The 23,812-nt window shown below is 69.0% G+C and carries 17 protein-coding genes and 1 tRNA gene; 7 read left to right on the top strand and 11 right to left on the bottom strand.

The features are described from left to right. Positions 1 to 13: 13 nt before the first annotated feature. A complete protein-coding gene (locus JQN83_RS04760) occupies positions 14 to 652 on the top strand; it encodes a LysE family transporter (RefSeq protein WP_208565734.1) in 639 nt (212 codons plus the stop codon). Positions 653 to 848: 196 nt separating this feature from the next. Here the strand turns inward: JQN83_RS04760 and JQN83_RS04755 are convergent. Next, positions 849 to 924: transfer RNA gene (locus tag JQN83_RS04755), tRNA-Arg, on the bottom strand. 734 nt (positions 925 to 1,658) lie between these two features. Next, positions 1,659 to 2,084 carry an effector-associated constant component EACC1 gene (locus JQN83_RS04750; protein ID WP_208565733.1) on the bottom strand — a complete coding sequence of 142 codons (426 nt, stop codon included), beginning with the start codon at positions 2,082 to 2,084 and terminating at the stop codon, positions 1,659 to 1,661. Between the two features lie 101 nt (positions 2,085 to 2,185). On the opposite strand from JQN83_RS04750, the gene JQN83_RS04745 reads away from it, so the two are divergent. After that, positions 2,186 to 5,566, top strand: coding sequence for a caspase, EACC1-associated type (locus JQN83_RS04745; RefSeq protein ID WP_208565732.1), 3,381 nt, complete (start codon positions 2,186 to 2,188; stop codon positions 5,564 to 5,566). 528 nt (positions 5,567 to 6,094) lie between these two features. On the opposite strand, the gene JQN83_RS04740 is transcribed toward JQN83_RS04745, so the two are convergent. The 6 genes from JQN83_RS04740 to fxlM all read right to left on the bottom strand — a co-directional run bounded on the left by JQN83_RS04740 (position 6,095) and on the right by fxlM (position 12,648). Then, positions 6,095 to 6,529: an NUDIX hydrolase gene (locus JQN83_RS04740; protein WP_208565731.1), complete on the bottom strand. Its 435-nt coding sequence runs from the start codon at positions 6,527 to 6,529 to the stop codon at positions 6,095 to 6,097. 30 nt (positions 6,530 to 6,559) lie between these two features. Next, positions 6,560 to 7,342, bottom strand: coding sequence for a thiopeptide-type bacteriocin biosynthesis protein (locus tag JQN83_RS04735; RefSeq protein WP_208565730.1), 783 nt, complete (start codon positions 7,340 to 7,342; stop codon positions 6,560 to 6,562). Between the two features lie 11 nt (positions 7,343 to 7,353). Next, the gene (locus tag JQN83_RS04730; protein ID WP_208565729.1) at positions 7,354 to 8,424 is read right to left on the bottom strand and encodes a lanthionine synthetase C family protein; all 1,071 of its coding nucleotides are present in this window, start codon (positions 8,422 to 8,424) and stop codon (positions 7,354 to 7,356) included. After that, the gene (locus JQN83_RS04725) at positions 8,421 to 11,171 is read right to left on the bottom strand and encodes a lantibiotic dehydratase (RefSeq protein WP_208565728.1); all 2,751 of its coding nucleotides are present in this window, start codon (positions 11,169 to 11,171) and stop codon (positions 8,421 to 8,423) included. Before JQN83_RS04725 ends, JQN83_RS04730 begins: the two co-directional genes overlap by 4 nt. 67 nt (positions 11,172 to 11,238) lie before the next feature. Continuing rightward, positions 11,239 to 11,394, bottom strand: coding sequence for an FxLD family lanthipeptide (fxlA, locus tag JQN83_RS04720; RefSeq protein ID WP_088643751.1), 156 nt, complete (start codon positions 11,392 to 11,394; stop codon positions 11,239 to 11,241). A 12-nt stretch (positions 11,395 to 11,406) separates the two neighbouring features. After that, entirely contained in the window at positions 11,407 to 12,648 is a 1,242-nt protein-coding gene (gene fxlM / locus JQN83_RS04715; protein ID WP_208565862.1) for a methyltransferase, FxLD system, read from the bottom strand. Positions 12,649 to 13,104: 456 nt separating this feature from the next. Between fxlM and JQN83_RS04710 the strand changes: the two genes are divergently transcribed. Beyond that, positions 13,105 to 14,478 carry a helix-turn-helix domain-containing protein gene (locus JQN83_RS04710; RefSeq protein ID WP_208565727.1) on the top strand — a complete coding sequence of 458 codons (1,374 nt, stop codon included), beginning with the start codon at positions 13,105 to 13,107 and terminating at the stop codon, positions 14,476 to 14,478. Here the strand turns inward: JQN83_RS04710 and JQN83_RS04705 are convergent. Next, on the bottom strand, positions 14,458 to 16,284 hold the full coding sequence (locus JQN83_RS04705) for a S9 family peptidase (protein WP_307799001.1): 1,827 nt from the start codon (positions 16,282 to 16,284) through the stop codon (positions 14,458 to 14,460). The two genes, JQN83_RS04710 and JQN83_RS04705, sit on opposite strands and share 21 nt — an antisense overlap. A 358-nt stretch (positions 16,285 to 16,642) precedes the next feature. Here JQN83_RS04705 and JQN83_RS04700 point away from each other — a divergent pair, with 358 nt between their 5' ends. From JQN83_RS04700 to JQN83_RS04690, 3 genes are read left to right on the top strand one after another with little or no spacing between them, the layout of a single operon-like run. Then, complete coding sequence (locus JQN83_RS04700; protein WP_208565726.1) at positions 16,643 to 18,049, top strand: APC family permease; 1,407 nt, start codon at positions 16,643 to 16,645, stop codon at positions 18,047 to 18,049. Between the two features lie 5 nt (positions 18,050 to 18,054). Continuing rightward, the gene (locus JQN83_RS04695) at positions 18,055 to 19,071 is read left to right on the top strand and encodes an acetamidase/formamidase family protein (protein WP_208565861.1); all 1,017 of its coding nucleotides are present in this window, start codon (positions 18,055 to 18,057) and stop codon (positions 19,069 to 19,071) included. Beyond that, positions 19,068 to 19,745: a GOLPH3/VPS74 family protein gene (locus JQN83_RS04690; protein WP_208565725.1), complete on the top strand. Its 678-nt coding sequence runs from the start codon at positions 19,068 to 19,070 to the stop codon at positions 19,743 to 19,745. The genes JQN83_RS04695 and JQN83_RS04690 overlap by 4 nt, the downstream gene beginning before the upstream one ends. 262 nt (positions 19,746 to 20,007) lie before the next feature. Here JQN83_RS04690 and JQN83_RS04685 read toward each other — a convergent pair whose 3' ends face one another. Then, positions 20,008 to 20,379, bottom strand: coding sequence for a hypothetical protein (locus JQN83_RS04685; protein ID WP_208565724.1), 372 nt, complete (start codon positions 20,377 to 20,379; stop codon positions 20,008 to 20,010). 302 nt (positions 20,380 to 20,681) lie between these two features. Further along, on the bottom strand, positions 20,682 to 22,067 hold the full coding sequence (locus tag JQN83_RS04680; protein ID WP_208565723.1) for a UDP-N-acetylmuramoyl-tripeptide--D-alanyl-D-alanine ligase: 1,386 nt from the start codon (positions 22,065 to 22,067) through the stop codon (positions 20,682 to 20,684). Positions 22,068 to 22,926: 859 nt separating this feature from the next. On the opposite strand from JQN83_RS04680, the gene JQN83_RS04675 reads away from it, so the two are divergent. Continuing rightward, entirely contained in the window at positions 22,927 to 23,763 is an 837-nt protein-coding gene (locus JQN83_RS04675; RefSeq protein WP_208565722.1) for a hypothetical protein, read from the top strand. Positions 23,764 to 23,812 lie beyond the last annotated feature (49 nt).

Below are 23,812 nucleotides of genomic sequence, written 5' to 3'. Positions count from 1 at the left end.
GGGGGACGCTGCGATGTCTGTCATGATGGGATACCTGCTGGCCGGGCTGTTGGCCGGGCTGGCAGTAGCGGTGCCACTGGGCGCCATCGGGCTGCTGGTCATCCGCACCGGTCAGGCCCGGGGCCTACGGGTGGGCCTGGCGGCGGCGCTGGGCGTCGCCACGACCGACCTGGTCTTCGCCGCACTGGCGGTCTCGGTCGGCGGCGGCGTCGCCGCCGCCGTCGGGTCGCTCCTGACACCGATGCGGATCATCGCCGGTGCCGTCCTGGTGCTCCTGGGGGCGCGGGAACTGCTCGCCCTGCGTCGGCTAAAAGGATCGACGACCCCTGGTGGGCCGACGGATCGTGGCATGCCGACCACCGGGCTGCGCGCCTACCTGCTCCTCCTGGGCCTCACCGCAGCGAACCCACTGACCATCGGCTACTTCGCCTCGGCGGCGGTGGGCATCGGCGGCACGATGTCCTGGGGTGCCGGCGTACTCTTCGTAGCCGGCATCTTCGCCGCCTCGGCGGGCTGGCAGGGGCTGCTGGTGGGAGTCGGAGCGGTCTCCCGCAAGCTCATGACGCCGAGGGCCGGGCAGGTCCTCACGGCAGTGTCCGGCACCCTCATGATCGTTCTGGGCATCTACGCCGCGAGCGACCCGTACCTCTGATCCGCCCGCGACAACACAGACCGCTCAACGGCCCGCAACACCGCCGTCGTCGACGCCGTCATGACCCGCATCGCGGCCATGACGGCGTCGTCGGAGTTCGGGCAGCAGGTTCACCGTGGGCGGCGATCCGACAGCGGTGGTCCCGCAGCCGGTCGAGGTTCATCGACGATCGGTACTTTGCCCGCTGGACCTCAGCTGGTGCCCCCGGCAGGATTCGAACCTGCGACACACGGTTTAGGAAACCGATGCTCTATCCCCTGAGCTACGAGGGCGCGAGCGCCTAGTCTAGCGACCTGCGGGTTCACCTGGGGTGGCAGGGAGTGGCCCACGTCCACCCGCAGCACCCGGACCCGTGTTCGCCCAGCCCAGGAGCATAGCCCGAGCACACGAACCCCCGTTTGCGACCACGATCGGCTGCGGTGACCCGCGTTGGTACCGGTTGACCCGGGTTGGCATCTGCTGGCGAGCACACGTCGCGCACATCATCGAAGATCAACTAGACCTCGCCTGCATACCCACTCCGGCAGTCGCCACCAGAGGAGCACGCGGAGCGCTCACCCCGCCGACATACGACTACGACGGCATCCGTCGAGCATCCAAATCATGTCGATATGTCCGCAAGAACCTCGACCGGCACCCCAACCACATCCTGGCCGGGCGCATGGCGCTCGAGGCTCTGCCGAGAGCGCCCGCTCAGACCTCAAACTGTCGCCTAAAGGCAGGTAGCTTGGGGCACCTTTCGTCGTTCCCTCATATTTGCACCATGACGCCGACGGCAAGACCGCCGATTCCCCAGGGCCCATCCCAGCGAACCCTCTCCTCTGCCGTACCGAGTCGGTCGTACCTCGCGCGGAGGACTGCGCCGACGATGGGGTCGGTGAGGGCAGCCGTCCCAGCCAAGGTTCAGGCTGCCCGTCATACGAAAGCGCGCTTTATAGGAACGTCGGTCCGCGCGATTTTGTGTCGTAGACGCAGATCACCCCTGGGCCGGTTCTTTGTTCGGTCCTCACCCGTTCGCGGGGTCCAGGTCTGAGTCTGAACCGGGGCCCGGATCAAGCTCAGAGGCTCGGTCGAGCGGATCAGGTGCGCCGAGCAGCCGCTGGACAGTCTCATGTACGGTCCGCTCAGCGATGTTGTCGCCTGTAATTTCGATCCACACCGGCTCCTCGCCCGGTCGTGCCGATCGAACGATGAGCGACCGCCGCCGATCGCGGCTCAGCCATAGCCGCACCACGGTGACCACACCAGCCACCACACTCGGTCCACCAAGTGCGATCACCAGATCGTTCATCCCACCCTTGTGGCCAGTGCCTGGTGTGTCCTCTTCCGTGACGCGCAGGCCTACCACCTCGCGTAGGTCGACGATCAGTTCGCTGGTAGCTCTCTGCAGAGGCTCGTCGGTGGCGGTGAGGGTGGACAGCCCTGGATGCATGGTGATGCGGGAAGGTGGCAAGGGTCCTCCAGTTGACGCGAGCCGACCGCTGTTGGCCGTAGGGTAAGACCCCGCCGCACCAGCCACGCCAGGAGTCGACGATGTACCGGGCTCTTCTCGTCTGCAACTCCCTGTACGAGGCCGACCCGAAGCTGGCCGCCCTGCACGGTCCGCGAACCGACGGCCGACGCCTCGGTGCCGCCCTAACGGACAACAACTACGGCATGTTCGCCGATGAACAGGTCACGGTCCTATTCGACGGGTCGCGTGGCGAGATCGCCGAGACGACCAACCGATTCTTCAGCGAGGCCCAGCCGGACGACACGCTCCTGTTCTATTTCAGCGGGCACGGCCGCAGTCGTGGCCAAAAACTCTACCTGTGCGCCAGCGACACCCTGACCGACCTTCTTCCCGGGACAGCGATCTCTAACGAAACGCTCAGCGACATCGTCGGTGATTCAATAGCCCGGGCGAAGGTGCTCGTGCTGGACTGCTGTCACAGCGGCGCGTTCAAAGGGCCGGTTGCGATCGAGGGACTGCTGGCTGGCAAGGGCCGGTTTGTGCTCACCGCCACGGCGGCGTCCGAGCTGGCCGCCGACGCCGATGGCGAAGACGAGCCGAGCCCGTTCACCCAGGCGCTGGTCGACGGGCTGCTGGAGGGCGCCGAGGACCGGGACGGTGACGGCCTAGTCGATCTCGCCGACCTGTATGAACATTTGCGGCGCGCCCTGCGCGGCCGGTCCGAGCCACGACACCGCTTCGACGGATACGCGAACGTGCCGATCGCCCGGCGCCCGGTGTTGGCCGCCGACGCTGCCGTCGCCGTGTCGCCACCCCCGGCAGGCGCGCCGGTGCCGCCGGCCGCCGACGCCCGCGAGTCCTTCCTCGACGGCACGACCGACGCGACGGTGCACAGCCCGCCGCGGGTAAGCCGGTTCCGGGCGTCAATGCGCAAGGAGGTCGGCCGCCGGGTTCCGCGACGGGGCTCGGTGGCGGAGTTCTTGCGGGCTGCCCTCCTGCTGCGCGACGGCCGGCTCACCCGGGCTGGCGCACTGCTGTTCGGCGAGGACCCGACGGCCGTCGTGCCGACCGCCACCGTGCAATGCACCCGCTACCACGGACCTGACCGGGACGCGCCGATGGACCGGCGAACGCTGGGCGGGACGATTCCCGAACAGATCACCCATGCTCGCGACTTCGTCGCGTCCATCGCTCGGATTGGTGAGATGGCAACTGCCGACGCCGCCGTGACCATTCCCGTGTTCCGCTACCCGATGATCGCGGTGCGGGAGGTGATCGCCAATGCCCTCGTGCACCGCGACTACGAGCGTGCCGAAATGTGCGTTTACGTCCGGATCTACTCGGACCGAATCGAGGTAACCAGCCCGGGTGTGTGGCTCGGTGCCGATCTCGCCGAGGGCGAGCAGCGCGCGCTAAGCGAATTGCGCGGCGAGTCTCGCCACCGCAACTTCTGGCTGGCCCACGTACTGAGTTGGAACAAGCTGGTCGAGAGCGAAGGTGCCGGCATCCCGAGGGCGGTCGGTGACAGTCGGCAGCACGACGCACCCGAACCGGTCGTCGTCCGCTCGGGGACCGCGATTACCGTCAAGATCTTTCCGAACCGGCCGCAATTCCCGCACCAGCGGGCAGCGGCGGTGCACAACCTGCCGCTCAGCTCGACGGTGTTCGAGGGGCGCGACGTCTCGGAGCTCGCGGCGGCCCTAGAGGAAGCATCGGGCGGGGCGGTGGTCGGACAGGCGGCCGTCATCGGCCTCGGCGGCATCGGCAAAACCGAACTCGCGCTGCAGTACGCCCGGACCTTCCACGACCGCTACTCGCTGGTCTGGTGGATCACCGCTGATACGACGCAGAGCATCGCTCTGGGACTCGCGGCGCTAGCCGCCCGACTGCATCCGATAGAGACGCTCGCTGACGCCCAATCCTGGGCGGTGAATTGGCTGCAGAAAAACCCAGGCTGGTTGCTAATCCTCGACAACGTCGAAGATGTCGCAGATGTGGAGCAACTGCTCGGCCAGCTGACCGGCCGTGGCCGCGTACTGATCACCACGCGTCGAGAGATCGGCGCCGCACGTTGGGCAAGGCTGGGCCTCAACCCCCTACGACTCGACGTGCTGGACCGCGAGGCGAGTATCCGGGTGCTGACCCGCCTGACCGGAGTACACGACAGCGCTGGCGCAGGCCGCCTCGCCGACGAACTCGGCGGTTTCCCGCTGGCCCTGGACCAGGCGGCGGCCTACATCGCCCAGCACGCCGGCATGGGCTTCGACGACTACCGGCACCTGCTGTCCCACCGGTTCGCCGAAATTCTCGCCAACGCGGGAGAGGGCGGTTCGCCAACGCGGACGGTGGTCCACATATGGCGGCTCAGCATGGACGCGGTCACCGCCCGCTCGCCGCTCGCAAGCCGGGTGCTGCGGGTGCTCTCCTGGCTGGGCTCGGACGCGCTGCCTGAGAACGTACTGGCGCCGTTGACCGAGCCGGCGGAGGATCTCGGAGACGCGCTGGCTCTGCTCGCCTCCTACAGCCTGGTGAACCGTGCCGGCAACCTGCTCAGCTCGCATCGACTCGTGCAGGCAGTCGCCCGGTCGGAGCAGTGGGCGGCCGACAGCGGCGGGGCCTCGGTCGCCGCGGCGATTGTCCGGATGGCGCTGCCCGCCGACCCGATGAACAATGTCCCGGGCTGGCCACGGTGGAACCTGCTTCTGCCACATATCGACGCGCTGTTCACCAACACTGTGCCGGAGCAGGTCACTCCCGACCTGCTCGCAATCACCGACCAGGCCGCCACCTACCGCCTATTCCAGGGGCAGGCAACGGCCGCCATCGACCAATTTACGGCGGTGCTCGATGCCCGGCGCCGGTTACTAGGCCCAGATCACCCGGACACCCTGACCTCGCAGCACAATCTGGCATCGGCCTTCCAAACGGTCGGCCGGCTTACCGAGGCGATCGAGCTGCACGAGCATGTCCTCGTCGCCTACCGACGGGTGCTCGGCGAGGACACCCCGGATACCCTAGCCAGCCGCAATAACCTTGCCCGCGCGTACGAATCGGCGGGCCGGGTGGCCGAGGCCGTCGCCCTGTACGAGCAGGTCCTAACCGTCTCTCTCCGGGTGCTCGGTCGAAGCCATCCCGACGCCCTTACCAGTCGCCACAACCTCGCCGGTGCCTACCGGACGGCGGGTCGTGTGGCCGAAGCGATCACCCTGTACGAGCAGGTCCTGACCGACCGGCGGCGGGTCCTCGGCGACGACCACCCGGCCACCCTTACCAGTCGCCACAACCTCGCCGGCGCCTACGAGTCGGCGGGTCGTGTGGCCGAAGCGATCACCCTGTACGAGCAGGTCCTGACCGACCGGCGGCGGGTCCTCGGCGACGACCACCCAGATACTCTGAACACCGAATCGCTGCTCCGAAACGCTTTCAGCGACGACGGGATTACCAACATCGCCGACCGATAAACAATACGCTCCGTTCGATTCAAATTTCTGATCGGCGTGCTGCCATGCCGCGATGAGGCCGGGCGAGCCTCAGTCCGCTCGGGCCAGTGGTCTTGGCGCTGCCGGAGTTACGAACGAAGACCGGGTTCGGCAGGGCGGCTTCGGGTCCATGGTCGCAGGTTTCGGCGGCAACTCCCCAAGAGCTTCGAACTCCCGCTCAGGTCACGACACGGACGCCGGGCCAGCGTTGGGTTGGGCGATGGCGGGCGAGTCGTTGACGGGGAGATCTCAGGGCTGGCCCCGGTCGGGTTGCGCCGCCACACTCCGTCGAGCAGGTCGTCGAGGCCGTGCGGGGCGCACGCTGTGATCTGGTCGTCCGCGTCGAGACGGATGACCACGGCGGTGTCGTATCCGCACCGATCCAGGCGCCCGGCAGACCGGAGTCCAGAACCACGTCCGGCACGCGGATCAGCCAAGGGCTGCGCCGGATCAGGTCCCGCAGTTCGTCTCCCGCGCCGTTTCCCCCGGTTGCCGCTGATGGAATCCTGATCAATCGAACAACCGACCCACAAGCACGCCTTGGCCGGACTGCAGGACGTGCACGGCCCGTAACGGTATCCAGAAGCACTCGAAACGGGTGGGCTCCTGCTCGCCGTCGTGGTCCTCCTGGCTCGCCCATCGCTCGGGCGTCGTCCCGTGCAGCGCCAGCTCGAAGATGTGGCGACGCTGGATCTCGAAGCGGAGCGGGCTGATGTCGTACTCGACCTCCCCCAGCTTCCGCACGACGCTGAAGCCCGTTAGCCCGGTCTCTTCGCGGGCCTCCCGTAGCGCCGCGTCCGCTGGGTCCTCACCCGGGCGGAGGCTGCCGCCCGGCACCTGGATCCCCACCTCCTCATAGCTGAAGTCGGTGTGCCGGAAGACGAGCAACCGTCCTTCCCTTACGACGTAGCAGAGAACCTTGTTGGTGATCACCTTCTCGGGCATGGTGCCTTCCTCCACTCGTTCCTGGTGCGTCTACCCGGGGTCTGGCAGGTGCGGATCTGGCAGGCCGAAGATGGCTTGCTGGGCCGCTCGGGCGAGGGTGGCCTGGGCGGCGGCGGGTAGGCCGAGCCTGTTCCAGTGGAAGATCACGTGCAAGGCGATTACTGCCCGCAGACCACGAGTGAGGATGCCCGTTTCCCGTTGGCGGTGTAGGGCTGCTCCGGCGTTCTGAAATGCGGTTTGCCAGTCGCCGGTGGTGCGGGGTGCGCCGAGCAGCAGATTCCGAACGTCTCCGGTGAAGCTCTGCCATCTACGGGCATCAGTTGTGGGCGGATGGTTGAGGTGTGCTGCGCGATGCTCGACGACCTGTGCCCATACGTCGCCCTGCTCGTTGAGGTCCAGCCCTGCTGCGCGCATCAGGGCTGTACACAAGATCAGGGAGTGTTCGCGCCGGGTGGTGGGGTGCTGGTGGAGGTAGGTGAGGAGGTGGCGGCTGTCGTGGTGGAACAGCGTGTGGGCGGTGGTCATGGCGCCGTGTCCGCCGAAGGCGTGGGTTTCGGGTTCGTAGATGTCGCCGGTCCAGGTGGCCCCTTCGGTGAGTAGCCGGCGGGCCTGGTCGCCGCTGTCTCGGCTGTTTCTGGGGAGGTAGCGGATGCGCCAGGCGCCTTTGCGGATGAACCACCAGGAGGTGATCAGGCCGGCGGTCTCGGCGGCGGGAAGCACTCGGCTGAGGTGGGCGACGGCCTGTTTCTCGCGCTCCTGTGCGGTCTGGCCGGGGTAGGTGATGTTGGCCTGGTGCCAGGGGGTGTGGTCCACGGGTGGCTCTTTCAGGTGAGGAGGAGACAGGCGTCCCAGGCGGTGGCGACGGCGGTGACGAGGTCGGCGCCTGCCCTGCCGTCGAGCAGCCCTTCGGGCTCGTTGGTGGTGGGGGCGGTCTGTCGGTGGAGATCTTCTACGGCAGCCAGGGGTATCAAGGTGAGGGCATCGGAAGCGACCCGGCGGGCGGTAGCTACCAGTCCGGCGGTGCCGTGGCACAGGCTTCGGTCGGTGAGCCGTCGAAGCTGTTCGGGGTCGGTGACGCAGGTGGTGAAGGCGGTCTCGGCGAGGCGCTGGCGTGCGGTGTCGTGCAGGGCTTGTGCGGCGAGTTGCTGGGCGCGGGCGATGCCGGGGGTGCCGTAGCACCACGACGGCCGCAGCGGGGTTCGCTGGGCCGGTGTTGCGCGGCGTTGGTCGGTGAGGGTGATGGTCTGCGGCCACCAGATCGCACCGTCGGTGTGCTGCTGCCAGGCATCCAGCCATCGGCTGATGCGGCTGATCGCCGTGGCGTGTCCGGCGACGGTGATGCCATCGCGGAGGGTGAGGGCGAGCAGTGCCAGCGGACCCGTGATGCCGTGGGCCATGCCGAAGTTCGCGTGACCGCCGACGGACGGTGGCTGGCGGCGTTCGGGGTCGTTCCGGCACCACCAGCCGGGCAGCTCGCCGAGCGGTTCGGTGAGCCGGACGAGGTAGTCCAAGACGTGGCGGAGCAGGTCGTGATCGCCGAGCCGGCGTAGAACGACCCCGAGCCCGGTCAGCCCGCGGATGAGGTCGTACTCGGTGTAGTGCGGCTGCTCGTGCCGGTCGATGCGGCGGTGGGCGGCGTCGAGCCGTCGGCGGGTCACCGTGGCGGTGCCGTCGGCGGTGGCCGCTCGTGCCTGAGTGAGCCCTGGGTGGTCTGTGGTGGCGAGGACGAACGCGAGCGCGGGAGCGCCGTAGAAGAGGCTGGCCCCGTCGGCGATGCTCAGGCCACCGGCGGTGGCGTCGCGCAGTGCCCCGTACGCCGCGGGCCAGTTGCTGGTTTCCAGGTGCAGCAGGGCGATGCCGGCCGCGCCGTCGGCGAGGGACTGCCCTGCGGTCACGGTTTACGCCCGCCGATGATGCCGGTGAGGGCGATGGTTCGGGCCAGCCGCAGACAGTGCCGTTCGGAGGCGAGGTCGACGCCGATCATGCGGGCGTGATGCAGGTGCAGCAGGTCACCCAGCACCTCGTCGGCATTGAGTCCTTCACTGACGACCATCGATCGATAGGTGGCCAGCGCTGCCACGAGCCGCTCGTCATGTACTGGGCGTCGGGCATGTTCGAGCTGGGCGGGGTCGAGGCGGGGTCCGGTCCGGTGAGGGACGTGGGTGGTGAGCCAGCGGGGGCCGTCGCCGGTGAAGCTGTCGGCGATGGCGATCATTCCGGCGGCGGTGACGGCCTGTCGGTCGCCGGTGAGCCTGTGCAGGGTGGCGCGGGAGTCGGCGGCGAACACCCGTTCGGCGGTGGTGAGGGTCGCTGCGGCGCCGTGGCGGGTTTCCGGGCGGTAGGGGTGCAGGCTGTAGTCATGTACGAGGGCGTCATCGTGCATGTGCCGCACCCAGCCGGCGAGGTGGCGGGCGATGTCGGCGATCCCGTCGGTGTCGGGAAGCGGGATGCGCAGCCGTAGGTGCGGTTCGGGGTGCGGATACCTCAGGAACCACCAGCCGGCTGGGAGGTGATCGGCGGAGCGGCTGGCGAGGTCCGTCAGGATGTCGTCCAGCCGACCGTGGAGGTGTGCCTCCAGCCACCGTGACCGCCCTGGCCAGTGCTGAACAGTGGTTGCGGTTCGGGCTGGTCGGGCCGGTCGGGTGGCGGGCGCTGGGTGGGCGAGGGTGAGCAGGAGTTCGGCGGGGCGATCGTTGATCCAGCCCGCTGTCCCTGGAGCCTCCGTGATCACGGTGCGGGGATGTCGGGCGAGCTGGTCGCGTAGCACCGCCAGGTGCGTGTGGTTGTCCAGGTCAAGGCGGAGGCGAATGTCATCGTCGCCGACCAGGACCTGCTGCGGGATGTGTCGCTGGTGGCGGTGTCGCTGCCAGGCGTCGCGCCACTGCGGCCAAGGCGTGCTCGAAGCGTGAAGCGCAGTGGAGTCGATGATCCAGCGGGCTGGGTGCACGATGGTCCGCCCGCGCCGCAGGCGAGGTAGGAACGGCAGGCCGCTGGCGTGTCCCCAGTCGAACCGGCTGCACGGTGCCGTCCACGCGGTCCAGATCTCGGTTAGGAACCTCATTATCGGCTGTTGCAGCGCGGGCAGCAGCACGCTGTTGAACAGCAGCGGTTCGACAGGCTGACCGGTGGCCACCGCCACCAGCCACAACCGACGTCCGTCGCCAGTAACCGCCAGGTCCTCGATCGTGTACGGCGGTGCCGGGTGGTAGTCACCGACAGGAAGAACGGGCAGCAGCTCGGGCGTCCGGGCGACTGCGGTGAGACGGGCGTCAAGGGGCGGTCCGGACAGTTGCAGCGGGGCCGCGCCGGGCAGGGCGGTCGGCAGATGCCGGTAGACCTGTTGGAATCGGGCGAGTTCGGCAGGGGTGAGCAGGTGCAGGAACCGGGCCGCAGCGACCCCGGCGTGGCGGGACCCGCTGAGCACCGTCAGGGTGAACGCGCCTCGGTCCAGACCGTGCAGGGTATCGGCGGCGAGGCTGAACCGCAGTTCGGTGTGCGGGATCGGCGCCCGGTCGTCATCCCCGTGTAGCCGGTCGATCAGCGCGTCGTCGACTACTACTTCGGCGCAGCCGTCGAGTGCGGCCTGCTGCGCGAGCTGTCCGAGCAGCCGGTCGCGGGCGGTGAACAGCGCTGGGGCGCGGCGAGTGGATCCCCGGTAGCCGGCCGGAAAGCCCAGCACGTTCAGCACCTCACGGATGGGAACAGCCGCTCCTGGACCCCATCGCTCGATGAACGCGCTGTGGTACTCGGCCCATCCAGGGGTAGGCGGTGGCGCTAGCGTCACGAGCGTCGACGCGGCCCGCTCCGCCTCGTGCAGGACCGGCGGGGGCAGGGTCACGGCGATGTCGGCGCGGAGATCGACGGCGACTCGGTTGCCCGGTTCCGGGATGGCGTAATGGTGGGTGAGGTGTGCGGTCGGATCGGTGTCGGTCATGGGTGGGCGTAGGGCCGAGAGCAGCACCCCGGTGTGAAGCAGGTCGGCCAGCAGCCGCTCGGCGTCGGCGATGCTGGCGGGTACAGCGATCGTCTCGGCGAGGTCGGCGAACCTGACCGGGGACCGCGCCGCCTGGATCGCGGCCCGGATCGGGCTGGTCAGGCGGACCTCGACGTCCCACCGCCGATCGCCGCTGGCGTGGGCGCAGGGCAGCACCCACCTGTCGCCACGCCGGTATCCCAGCGAGTTCGTCACCACCGCGACGGTGCGCAGGGTCGCCAGATCCTGTTCGGCCCGCGCGGTGTGCTCGGCGATGACCTGGCCATCGGGGCGGGAAACCGCACGGTGGGCCTCGCCCAGGTGGACCGCTGCGCGAGCGCCGAACTGGACCGGGGCGATACCAGCGAACGTGCCGAACGGGGTCGCCCGGGTGGTCCAGCGCAGCAGGTACCGGACCGCTGACTGCACCAGGCGTCGTAGTCGCTGCTGGGACATCGGCTCCCCGCTCAGCGTGCGTTGGATCTGGTCGGCCAACTGCGGTGCCGCGCCGGTGACGGCTGTCGCGAACCCGGGCAGCGCCCACGTCTTGTCCAGCCACCCGCGCCACTGATCCGGATGACCATGGGCGATGTCGGGCCAGGGAGGCAGAACGAGGCCCCCGGGGTAGGCGGCGACTCTGATCAGCGCCGCACCAGCTGCGGGAACCATGATGCACCACCGAATCGACGGGCCCGGCGCACGCGACGCCGGGCCCGATCGTGAGAGAACGGAAGGGTCAGTTGCCGCCGTCGCACTTCGTGGTGCAGGCGTTGGAGCCGGTGTTGCCGGAGCCGCACCCGTCGTCGGTGGCGGTGGCGTAGCCGCCCGCGGTGGGGCCGGCGTCGACCAGGCTGACGTCCAGGGCGAACTCCGAGGTGTCGGTGTCGTTCATGTGCGTTCCCTTCTATGCGGGGGTGAGGGTGAGGACGAAGCGGCTGTGCCGCTTGTCCAGCACCGTCCCGGCCGGCAGGTCGCCGTCGGGAGTATCAGCGGGCAGGACGTGCAGCACCGGTGACGGGCTGCCCGAATCCAGCCACGCGCGCATCTGTCCGACCATCCGACCGGTCGCCGACGCGGCGTCGGGCCCATGTGCACAGGCGCCGAGGTCGAACATGTCGTCGTCGTCCCAGCGCAGCGTCGAGCGGTAGCAGAACGCGGCGTTGTCGAGGGCGGCCGGCGTGCCGAAGCGCCATGCCGGGGCGACGACACCTGCATCGACGGCCTCCTGCTGAGCCGTGAGAACGACGAACTGCTGTCCCGCATCGGTGATGCGGGACGCCAGCCACAGGTCGAGGTCGGCCAGGACGGTACGAGGGGGCAGGCTCACCCCGGCCCATGCCTGCGTTTGCGGCTGCGCCAACAGCTCACCGACGGCATGGCGGTCGACCTGCTGGTCCTCGTCCAGCCGCAGGTGAACCCCGTCAGCGACGTCGACGTACCGCACCTCATGTGCCCCGGCGCCCTGCATCGACACGAACCCGCACAACCGCTGGCTGTGACTGACCAGCCGGTCCCCGGTCCGACGCATCGCCCACGAGCGGGTCATCCCGAACGTCCGTAGCGGTACGACCAGCGTTCCGTTCTCGGCGAGCTGCGCGGTCCAAGCCGGCGGGATGTCCCAGGCGCCGACCGTGACGATGATCAGGTCGTATCGGCGGCCCGGATTGACCGGTTGCTCGGCGTCGGCGCACACCACGACCACGTCGTCGTAACCCGCAGCGGTGAGGCAGGCGGTGGCCCGGTCGGTCACCTCGCGATCGATGTCAACGGTCGTGACCGATCCCGACGGGCCTACCAGTTCGCGCAGCAGCGCCGCGTTGTATCCGCCGGAGCCGATCTCCAGGACGTGCCGGCCGGCCAGCCCGCCGTCGACGGCGTCTGCGGCCTGGCCGAGCATCTCGGCGATGAGCCACGGCGCCGACACCGAACTGACCGCCTCGTCGCCGATCCGCTTGGTCACCACGGCTTGGTCGGCCCGGTACGCCTCTGCCAACGCGGCATCCGGAGTGAAGAGATGGCGGGGCACGGACCGTAGCGCCGCCTCCACCTCGGGCCGCATGACCAGTCCCTTCTCGGCATGATCAGCGACGAGCTGATCGACCATCGCGGTGTGCAGGTCCTCGCCGTTCGCCGTGTCGACACTCATTCGGCCGTTCTCCTTCGCATTGCCATCAGGGCCTCCCGATCGGATGGCCCGCCGTTCCGCTCTCGTCGGGCTCAACAGGGCGTCAAGCCGCTGGACTCGCCAAGTCGCCGGGGAGTCCGAAGTCGATGTAGTGCCGCTCGAGGGTTCCGTCCTGCTGGCGCGGTGCATCAGGATCACGGGCGGAACGGTCTCCTGCTCCACTGCGACATCCCGTGCTCGTTCGAGTCCGGGACGGATCTGACGAGTAGCCCGGCCCGTCTCCACACTCGCGCGTCGAGCCCGTGGAGTGAATGCCCACCATGCGGACGACGTGGTTGTCCGCATGTACGCCACTCCTGCATCTATCCCGTCTCGGTGTTCTTGGTTGCGCCGCGCTGAACACTGAGTGACCCTATGTGCGCGATATCCATGTTGCTCACCGCCATGGTGGTGCAAGCAGCCAGAGGAGGCGGTGCTATGGGCCAGACCCCGCGGACGCTCCAGCCGTCCCTGTCTGAGCGCCACTTCTTCGGTGCCGAGCTGCGTCGGCTACGGGAGCAGGCCAAGCTCTCACAGGCGCGTCTCGGCGCGATGATCCGGTTCAGCTCTGATCTCGTGCGTCGGGTCGAGACAGCGGACCGTTTCCCGTCCCGGGAGTTCGTTGAAGCATGCGACAGGGCATTGGCGGCCGGTGGGGCGTTGGTCCGCCTGCTACCGCTTCTTGAGGAAGAACGTGGGCGGGCGACTCTTCCGAGCGGTCCTACCCGCGCCGGCGCCCTGCTGGCCGCCCAAGGGGAGGAGATGGCCGGGGTGGCGGAGATGGTCGTCCGTGTCCCCTTCCAACCCGGCGTTCTTGACCGCGCCGCGCTGGGCTGGCTGAACGCCTCAGCGGGACCCCGTCTGTCCGTGGCCGGCCGAGCCGGCTCACCTGATCAGGTCTGCGAAGAGGATCTAGACTCCGCCGAGGCCGCCCTGGCGATGTTCCGCCAGTTGGATCACACCCACGGTGCCGGACGAGTCCACGCCCAAGTGCAGCGGTACGTCGAACGCGAGCTGAACCGGCTACTGGCCGGCCCGCCGGCCTCGGAGGCGGCCGGTCGGCACCTCTACACCCTGGCGGCGGGGTTCTTCGAGCTCTGCGGGTACCAGGCGGTCGACACCGGTGCCCATGGCCTCGCCCAGCGCCGCTACCTTCGTGCTCTTCGTCTGACGGAAGCCGCTGGCGACCGCTTGTACGGCAGCTACCTGCTCGCCGTGAACATCGGCCATCTCGCCCTGCACTGCGGCCACCCCGAACCGGCACGAAGGATGGCGTTGACGGCGGTAAGAGGAAGCGAAGCGCTGTTGACGCCCGCAGTGGCAGCCACGCTGCACGCGGTGGTGGCGCGGACGCACGCCCGCCTCGGGCGCGAGGGCGACTGTCTGCTTCACCTCGACATCGCGGAGAAGCAGCTGGCCCGCAGCAAGCCCGAGGACGAGCCGGCCTGGATCCGGTACTTCGATGCGGCGTATCTCGCCGACGAGATCGCCCACTGCTTCCATGACCTGGGTCAGCCGCAGCAGACCCAACGGCACCTGGGCGACGCTCTCACCGCTCTGAGCCCCACTCATGTCCGACGACTCGCCATTGACACGGCTCTCCTGGCCTCTTCGCTGGTCGCCGCCGGACGCCTCGACGAGGCCTGCGCCACCGCACGCGAGGCAGTCGACTACGCCGCACGAACCTCTTCACACCGCTGCCTGCAGCGCATCGTCGAGGTACAGGTCGACCTCGAGCCCTACCGGTGCAAGCCGGAGGTTCGCGAGTTCGGCGAGTACGTGCATCATCGGCTACCGCTGGCCGCTGTGTAACCCCTGTTGATGGTTGGCGGCATCCACCAGCACGGAGCGGTAGTGGGCCAACTCCGCCTCCAACGCCGCGCCCGCTCGACGGGACGACGCCACGTAGTGGCCGACATCAGGAAGGAGCAACACCTTGGGCGCGATGCTGAGAGACGTCAACTCCTCGGCGAGTTCCCGCACATCATCGGCTTCGGCCACCTCGTCGGCAGTGCCGTGAATGAGCAGCACCGGCCGTTGGATCTCGGCGGCACGGACCGCACCGGCACCCCCGCTTAGCCGCATCGCGTGCGCCCGCTGGAACCGGGGCACCGTCCGCGCCCACCGGTCAGGATCCACGATCGCCGACACGGCGGTGGCAGCGGCGAACGGGCCGTCCTGTGCCACCGCGTGCAGAGCGGTGTATCCGCCGGCGCTGGCACCGCGGATGAACACCTGCCCCGGCAACGCCCGCCCCGCCGATAGCAGGTGCACCGCCACAGCAGCGCAGTCGTCGACGTCGTCCAGGCCCCACCGTCCGTAGAGCGACTCCCGGAACGTCCGGCCGTACCCGGTGCTACCCAGATAGTCGACGTCAACGACGGCGAACCCACGACTGGTGAAGAACTGCGCCTGCCAGTCCAGGCGCAGCAGACACGAGGCGGTAGGCCCGGGATGCGCGCGAACGATCACTGGTGCGAGCCAGTCCGCAGTCGAGTTCGTCGGCGCGTACACCAGGGCAATGACCTCCCGGCCACCGGCCACCCGTACGCGGAGCTCCGTCGGCGTGGATACCCGCACGCCGTCGAGCGCGGCATGCTCCGGGCTGGCGAGCACCTCCACCTGAGGGGGATCGATATTAGCCACGTCTACGAGCGCGACCTGCGGGGCTGCGGTCGGCGACGAACCGATCAACGCCACCGTCGTCCCTCGGAGGGCGAGGTACGGCTTGATCGACGTGTACGGCAGGTCGACCGGACGGACAGTGCCGTCGGGCTCGATGACGACAAGGCGGTGTCGCGGCCCCTCCTGCACAACCGCGACGATCCGACCGTCGTCGAGGAAGCCGTACGACGCGTAGCCCAACTCCCAGGGCTCCGCAGCGCATTCGCCCGCGATCGGTGCCACCGCCTCCACCGTGAGGCCGTCCCACCGGTAGAGGTTCCACCAACCACTGCGGTCCGACACGAAGTACAACGCTCCGTCGGGTCCCCATCGCGGCTCCACCGCCGATTCCCCCGGACCCCCGGCCAGCTTCACGGGATTCTCGACCTCACCGTGCGGCGAATAGGCGGCGGTCCACACCTCGCAGGCATCCCACGGCATGTCGTGCTCGCTCCAAGCGGTCCAAGCCAACCGACCCGGGCCCGGCCGAGGCGCGCCGAGAAACGCCGGGGACGAGACCAGAGTCCGCATCCGCGGAGCGCCGGTGAGGGGCACCGCCACGAGCTGGTCACCCTGCTCCGACTCCCGCACGGCCAGCAACTCGCCGTCACCGATCGTCAGATCACCGAAGCACCCGTGACCGACCAATTCGAGTTCGTCGCCATGCGGGCGCCTCCGGTAAAGGCGATCTCCGCCGACGCACCACAACGTTCCCTCGGCGACAACGAACGATCCGCCTCCGTACGCGTGCACTCCGCTGCCGACATCGAAATTCTTCGGACTGACATCACGCTTGCCATCGCTTGCCCGCCAGCCCGTCACCGTCGTCCCCTGCTCCGCGTCGGGGCGGGTCTCCAACCAATACACGCCGTCGTCACCGGCACGTAGCTGGTCGTAGCTCACCGAGGCGCGGACGGCGTCATCGACCGACACTTCAGCGGTCCTGTCCGCCACCCTCACGTGTCCTCCTCGAACAACTCCCAGCAGGCCGGACTACGGCCGGCTCGCCAACCGGTCCGGGCATCGCCAAGGCCGGCGGCTGGTCTCGGACCTGCAGGCACCGCGAGTGCTCAGATGACCGACTCTACGCCCGAACGGCCTGTCCCTGCCGCTCGATGTTCCCCCTCGGGAACTGCCCGCCCTCCTATTTCGCGCTCTCGAGGCAGAGTCGATGCGGACAACAATCCTTGTCCGCATATCCGGTATCGACCAGGCCATTCGAGGCGAGCCACCATTCGGAGCGATAAGCCTTCACGGGTGGTGCGGTGATGAGTGTTCCGTTCCCCCATTACGACCTCATTGGAAGGGCCCGATGCAGCTACAGGAGGAATTGGCGCGCTACGGCTACCGCCAGGAGTTGGCCCGGAGGCTGCGGTTCCGGGACCTGGTCGCGTACGGCTTGGTGTACATGGTGCCGATCGCGCCGATGGCGATCTTCGGCAGCGTTTACGCCGGCTCGGGCGGGATGGTGGCTCTGGCGTACGCGGTGGGTGTGGTGGCTCTGGTGTTCACCGCGTTCTCGTACGCGCAGATGGTGAAAGCGTTCCCCATGAGCGGCAGCGTCTACAACTACGCGGGTCGGGGGATCAGCGCGCCGGTCGGTTTCCTGGCTGGCTGGGTGATCCTGCTGGACTACGTGCTCGTGCCGGGGTTGCTGTATCTGGTGGCGTCGGTGGCGATGCACGCGACGGTGCCGGCGGTGCCGGTGTGGTTGTGGCTGCTGGGGTTCGTCGGGGCCAACACGGTCGTCAACTCGGTCGGTATCCGGATGACCGCGATGGTGACCAGGGTGATGCTGCTCGGCGAGCTGATCGTCCTGGCGGTCTTCCTGGCCGTCGCCGGCTGGGCCCTCGCCTCGGGCAGGGGCCGGTTCAGTTGGGATGCGTTCTACAACCCCGACACGTTCACCTGGTCCCTGGTGGCGGGTGCGGTGTCGATCGCGGTGTTGTCCTTCTTGGGCTTCGACGGCATCAGCATGCTGGCGGAGGAGACGCGTGACGGCACCCGGCAGATCGGCCGGGCCATGGCCGCCGTCCTCGTCCTGGCCGGGGTGTTGTTCATCGCGCAGACGTGGCTGGCCGCGATGCTGGTACCCCGTCCCGACACGCTGCTCGCGGATGGCGACGTGAACGGCACGGCGTTCTACGACGCCGCCGCGGTCGCCGGCGGGAGTGGGCTGGCGACGGTGTGCGCGGTGGCGACGGCGATCGCGTGGGGCCTGCCGAACTCGATGGTCGCGCAGGTCGCCACGTCCCGGCTGCTGTACGCGATGGCCCGCGACCGGCAACTGCCGACGTTCCTGGCGAAGGTGTCGGTGCGCCGCAGCGTGCCGATCAACGCCACCTTGCTCACCGGCGCGGTGTCCCTCGCCCTCGGCCTGTACATGGCGACGCGGGCGGACGGGATCGCCCTGCTGTCGTCGCTGATCAACTTCGGGGCGATGGTCGCGTTCCTGGTCCTGCACGTCTCCGTCGTCGTGCACCATCTGATCCGCCGACGCAGCGGGAACTGGTGGGCGCATCTGCTCATGCCTGCGGTCGGCTTCGCGGTCCTGGCGTGGGTGGTGGTGAACGCCAACATCGCCGCGCAGCGTCTCGGCCTGGCGTGGCTGGCCCTCGGCGTCCTCGTCCTCGCTGGCCTCTACGCCACCGGCCGCCGACCCGCTTTGTCGGGCCTGACCGAGGCGCAGCCGTCCGGCCGCAGCCTGGAGCGGGTGTGAGCACGATGTCTGACCGCAGCCACTTCACCTATCGGCCGGCGCGTGACGAGCTGGCCTACACCTTCGGCGGCCGGATCCCGGTGGCGCACGTGCGCTCCGGTGACGTGTTCACCGTGCACACCGAGGACTGCTTCGGCGGTCGGGTACGCGGGCCGGCGGATCTGCCGTCGCAGGTGTGCGCGATGCCGTACCTGAATCCGGTGTCGGGACCGTTCTTCATCGAGGACGCCGAGCCCGGTGACACCCTGGCCGTCCACATCGCCGCGATCGAACCCGCCCGCGGCTGGGGCGTGTCCGCGACGTTCCCCTACTTCGGGGCGCTGACCTCGACCCCGCACACCACCACCCTCCAACCACCTCTCGACGAACGCGTATGGGTCTACGACATCGACCCGTCGGCCGGGATCGTGCGGTACCGGGCAACCAGCAGCGGCCACAGCGTTGACCTTCCGCTGGATCCGATGATCGGCACGATCGGCGTCGCCCCCGCCGCGATGGAATCCCGGGCCACGATCGTCCCGGACCAGCACGGTGGGAACCTCGACACCCCCGAACTCCGCGCCGGCACCACCCTCTACCTCGGCGTCAACGTCCACGGCGCTCTCCTCGCCCTGGGCGACGGACACGCCCGCCAAGGACACGGCGAAGCCTGCGGCGTCGCCGTGGAGATCGCCACCGTCACCACCCTCGCCGTCGACGTAATCAAGGGTGACCTGCCCACCACCTGGCCGCGGCTGGAAACCGACACCGCCCTCATGTCCGTCGGCTGCGCCCGACCGCTCGAAGACGCCTACCGTATCGCCCACCAGGACCTCACCACCTGGACCGTCGACCTGTGCCGTCTGGACACGCTCGACGCCTACCAACTCATCTCCCAGGCCGGCCGGGCACCGATCGGCAACGTCTGCGATCCCAACTACACGATTTTGGCCGCCATCGACAAAACCCACCTACCCTGCCCCCAGCCCGCCTACCACGGCGTCCATGCCCGGCTCCGCCACCTCACCCAGGAGCGGCCATGACCACTCCGGTCCCCGGGCTGCCGCTCCGCGACGAGCTGTACCTGCTCGCCCACAACGACGACACCGGCCAACCCCACATCCACCGCCAAGCCCTGGCCCTCGGCCTCGCCGGCGCTGTCCTCATCGACCTCGTCCTCGTCGGCCGAACCATCCTCGACAACGACGACCACCCCGCTGGCGAGCAGAGGGTCAAGATGCACATCGACCGGCCCGTCGGCGACCTCATCGCCGACACCGCCCTCACCAGCCTCCGCCACGCCCGACCCGCCCCACCCCTGCGCCACTGGTTACGCGGGTTCGCCGACGACCTTTATGAACGCACCCGCGCCGGCCTGCACGCCGCAGGGATCCTGCGACACACCAGCCGCCGCCGACTCGCCGGACTCATCCGCGCCGACACCTACCTGCCCACCCACACCCGATGGCCCGTCATCGCACGCGCCCGACTCCGCTACCTCGCCGACGGCCGCGAACAACCCGACAACCACACCGCCGCCCTCGCCGGACTCGTGGTCGCCCTGCACCTCACCCCTCACCTCTTCCTCCCGGACAACACCACCGTTGTCACCACCCACCTGCGTGCCATCGCCCACCAACACCTGCGCCCTGTCCGCGACATCACCGCCGCCGTCGACGCCGCAGTCGGCGACCTCGCCACCGCCACCTACCGCTAACCACCAGAAGGGAACCCCCGCCACCGTGATGGCCACCCCGGCTGTCCCCGCTCAGCCGGCGGTCGGCCTGCTCAGCACCGGCTCCTCGCCCGGGTGCCGCACCGTGACCTCCGCCGGCCAGAGGCCTGCCCTGGTCGCTCCCGCGTCCAACGGCAGCCAGCCCACCAAAGTGCTCAAGCGGTAGCAACCCGGTACCGGCAAGAGCGTCTGGATCTGCTAAGACCTACGTGGCATCCGCCATGAGAGATGAGCCCATCAGGGTTCATGCGCCGGTGGGGTACAGCTTGGGATTCTCAACAACTACGAAAACGGCCGTGCCAGGCGGGATGGCGGTTGAGCCGTCATGAAGCTCCACCTGCAGCAGTCCGACGCCGATCCGTATGGTCAGGACCTGTTGCTCGTGGTGTTCGACGACTCCGTGGAGTCGGGGACCGTCGCGCAACGTCGACTCGTTGCCGGCCATCGCGATCGTCTTGCCCCAGCCGAGCATGTCATCGATGTCCATCTCGACGTCAACCAGGTCGCCCGGCTGAGGGGGCGTTCCAAGCCACTCGGCACTCAGCCGAATGTCGGCCAACGTGGCATCGACCATGGTGGGAACACCGAGCCGCACTGCGGCTATACGTACGAGCATCCGTCCGATTCTCGCAGCCGACATTGGGAGCTGCCGCGGGACGGCACCTGCGGTACCTACCGCACGGTGTTGTCAGGTGCATGCTTGGTCGGAGCAGGCCTCGACCGCTGGTGACCTTGGAACGGAGTTCAAGCAGCGCCTCGACGGGCTCCATAGAATTTCTTGCTAGGAAGATCGACGAGACATCATGGCGCAGCTCGGCTTAACGACTCTTGGCTGGCAGGATGCGCCCAGCTTTTCGCAGCGTAGTGATCATGGACAGCTGCGGCAGCCGGTCCGAGGTGCTGCTGTCCGCCTGACCCTCAGGCCGTGACAGCGCCGGGCTCCTCGACCAGCTTGTCGGCAAGCGTCAGGAGCCCGGCGCTGTTGGCGGCCTTGACCAGGACGACGTCGCCCGGGCGCAGCCCGTCACGCAGCAACTCCCACGCCGCCGCCACGTCGGCCGCCCGGTCGACCACCGTCGCGCCGCCGTCGGCGGCGGCGGCGTAATGGGCGGCGTCCGCACCACCGATCGCGACCAGCCAACCCGCGCCGGCCTCGACGACCTGTCGGCCGATCTCCCGGTGCACCTGGGCGGCGTGTTCGCCCAGTTCGGCCATCTCACCCAGCACCGCGACCGCCCGCCGGTCCCCACCGGTCATCGTCCGCAGGGCCCGCAGTGCCGCCCGCATGGCATCCGGTGCCGCGTTGTAGGCGTCGTTGATGATCGTCACCCCGTCCGGGCGGGTGGTGACCTGCATCCGTCCCGGTGACACCGCCTCGGCCCGCGACAGCGCCTCGGCCACCGCCCCGACCGGGTGCCCGAGGCCCAGGGCGACGGTGGCGGCGGCCAGCGCGTTGGACGCCTGGTGCAGCCCGTACAGGCGCAGCCGTACCCGCGCGGCCTGCCCCTCGTGGACGAGTCGGAACGCCGCGCGGCCCAGCTCGTCGACCGTCACGTCCTCGGCCCGTACGTCAGCCGGCCCGTCGATGCCGTAGGTGAGGACCCTCGCCCGGGTGCGGGTGGCCATGGCTGCCACGAGCGGATCGTCGCCGTTGAGCACTGCCAACCCGCCCTCGCCCGGCAGCGCCTCCACGATCTCGCCCTTGGCCAGCGCGATGTTCTCCACCGACCCGAACTCACCCAGGTGCGCGTGTCCGACCCGCGTCACGACACTGACCGACGGCGGGGCGAGCCGGGTCAGGTAGGCCACGTGCCCGACACCCCGGGCGCCCATCTCCAGCACCAGGTAGCGGGTGTCGGCGGTGGCGCGGGTGACCGTGTACGGCAGGCCGAGCTCGTTGTTGTTGGAAGCCCGGTTCGCGACCGTCTCCCCGAACGCCGACAACACCTGCGCCAGGATGTCCTTGGTCGAGGTCTTCCCCACCGACCCGGTCACGCCGATCACCGTCGTGTCCGGCAGGCGGTCGACGACCATGCGGGCCAGCCGGCCGTACGCGGTGGGCACGTCGTCGACGACGACAGCGGGGATACCGACCGGCCGGGACGCCAGGACCGCCACCGCGCCCGCCGCCACCGCCTGCGCGGCGTAGTCATGGCCGTCGACCCGCTCACCGGGCAGCGCGACGAACATCCCACCCGGCTCGATCCGCCGGCTGTCGAACACCACCGGAGCCGTGACCGTCACCTCGTCAGACCCGTCCCGCACCGTCCCGCCCACGGCGGCGGTGATCTCTCCCAGAGTCATCGCAAGCACACCGACGAACCTACCGCCCGAGGATATGGACCAGCCGCAGATCCGGACACAGGCCACCGACCACAAGTCGCACCCGAAACACCAGGTCCGGACGTTGGCACCACGCCTCGCCATGCGCGGACCGACGACGTAGGAGTTTGTCGGAGTTCGACTCCGACAAACTCCGACAGCGCACCTCTTGACTGCCCTTGGTGTGGTCGTGCCGCAGTTCGGACTGGCAGTATGCCGCCAGCCAGCCTGGCCCACCGGCGACGATGAACGTGGCGGCGGGGACTCGATGTCGTGAGCAGCAAGGTCATCGGTTCAATGCGCCTGATGACGGCGTACGCGAAGTGTTGGGCCAGAGCCCCTGCGGCGTCGGCGACCTCGTCGTGAAGCTCCACCGCTGCCCGACGAATGCCGGTCCCGTCCGAGAATCGAGCGGCATTGAGGACTCACTGTCAGGCGGTGGCGTCGACCGGGTCGCGCACCGGGTCGTCCCCGGGATCGTCACCCGTGACCGCCGGACATGCCCGGCACAGTGCTGACCAGGGCTGTCAGTGCTGCACACACCCCCTGACAGGCCCTCCGTGCCGTCCCTATCCGGTCCAGACACCCTCCCGATCGGGAGGGAACCTCTTCCTGCCCAGGAGGAACGTCGCGTAACTCCCTGTTCCCGCCACTCGGCTTGCCCATCGAGCCCAAGACGCCAAGACCGCTGATGTGGGGGACCCATGCGTCGAGCCGGGAATCCGGTCCACCCCCTACCCGGTGTTTTCATCGAGCCCGGTCGGCGGGTTCGGCCGCCTGCGGAGGTGGGGCGGTCGGATCTCGCTCGACGCGCTTCCAAGCGGTCGGGAGACTGGCGGTCGTGAGAGCCGAGATGGTGTTCCCGGACGGCGCGTGGCAGGAGGTCAGGTTCGGTCTGTTCGAGCCGACGCTCGACTACGGCGGCAGCACATGGGACCGGGACGTCCTCGACCCGTGGATTGCCGCCCACTCGTCGATCCTGGCAGCGTTGCGGCAGGTCGGCGAGCCGCAGATGGCCGCCGTCGCGTTGGCGCACGAGGACCTGTGGACGTTGTACGCGGTGAGCAGGGTGATGGAGTTGCTGATCCTGCCGAGCCAGCCGCCCGCCACCGATCCCGGCGACCCTACGGACTGGCTTCCGGCTTCGGCGTACCGGCGGTTCGTCGCGGCGATCGGCGGCACGTTCCCGGCGGGGGAGGGGTTCCATCCGTTCCTGCACGAGATCGTCGAGGTCGAGCCGGCGGACGATCTGCAGGCGCCGCCGGTGCTGGCCGGGCAGTGGTGGCCGGGTTGTCTCGTCGGATCGCTGCTGCTCATGCGTGGCGGCGCGAGTGTCCGCGCCGGTGCCGACCACCTGGATCCCGTACTCGCCTCGACCTCGACGTTGTACTGGGCGTGGCGGCGACGATACCGGCAGGTAGCCGACCTGTCGCACGGCTGGGGCGGCAACTCGCAGTGGCGTACGGGCTTCCGCCGTGACTACCGGCTGGCCGACCGGCTCGTCTACAACGCGGACGCGGCGCTGGACCCGACGCCTCCGCATCCCGGCGGCCCGGACCCGAGCACAGACGTGGACCTGCTGCGTCACCGGTGCAGCACCCTGGTCGACCACGGCGACGACCAGTGGGTGTGGGACAGCCACCACGTCGAACCGACCGCCCACCGCAGCGCCGCCTGAGTAAGCGATGCACCCCGATCGGGGATCGCCCTGGCCGGGAGGGCCCCGG

The organism is Micromonospora antibiotica (assembly GCF_017599305.1).
Taxonomy (GTDB): domain Bacteria; phylum Actinomycetota; class Actinomycetes; order Mycobacteriales; family Micromonosporaceae; genus Micromonospora; species Micromonospora antibiotica.
Note: the sequence above shows the minus strand (reverse complement) of the source record. Positions and strands in the feature narration are given on the sequence as shown.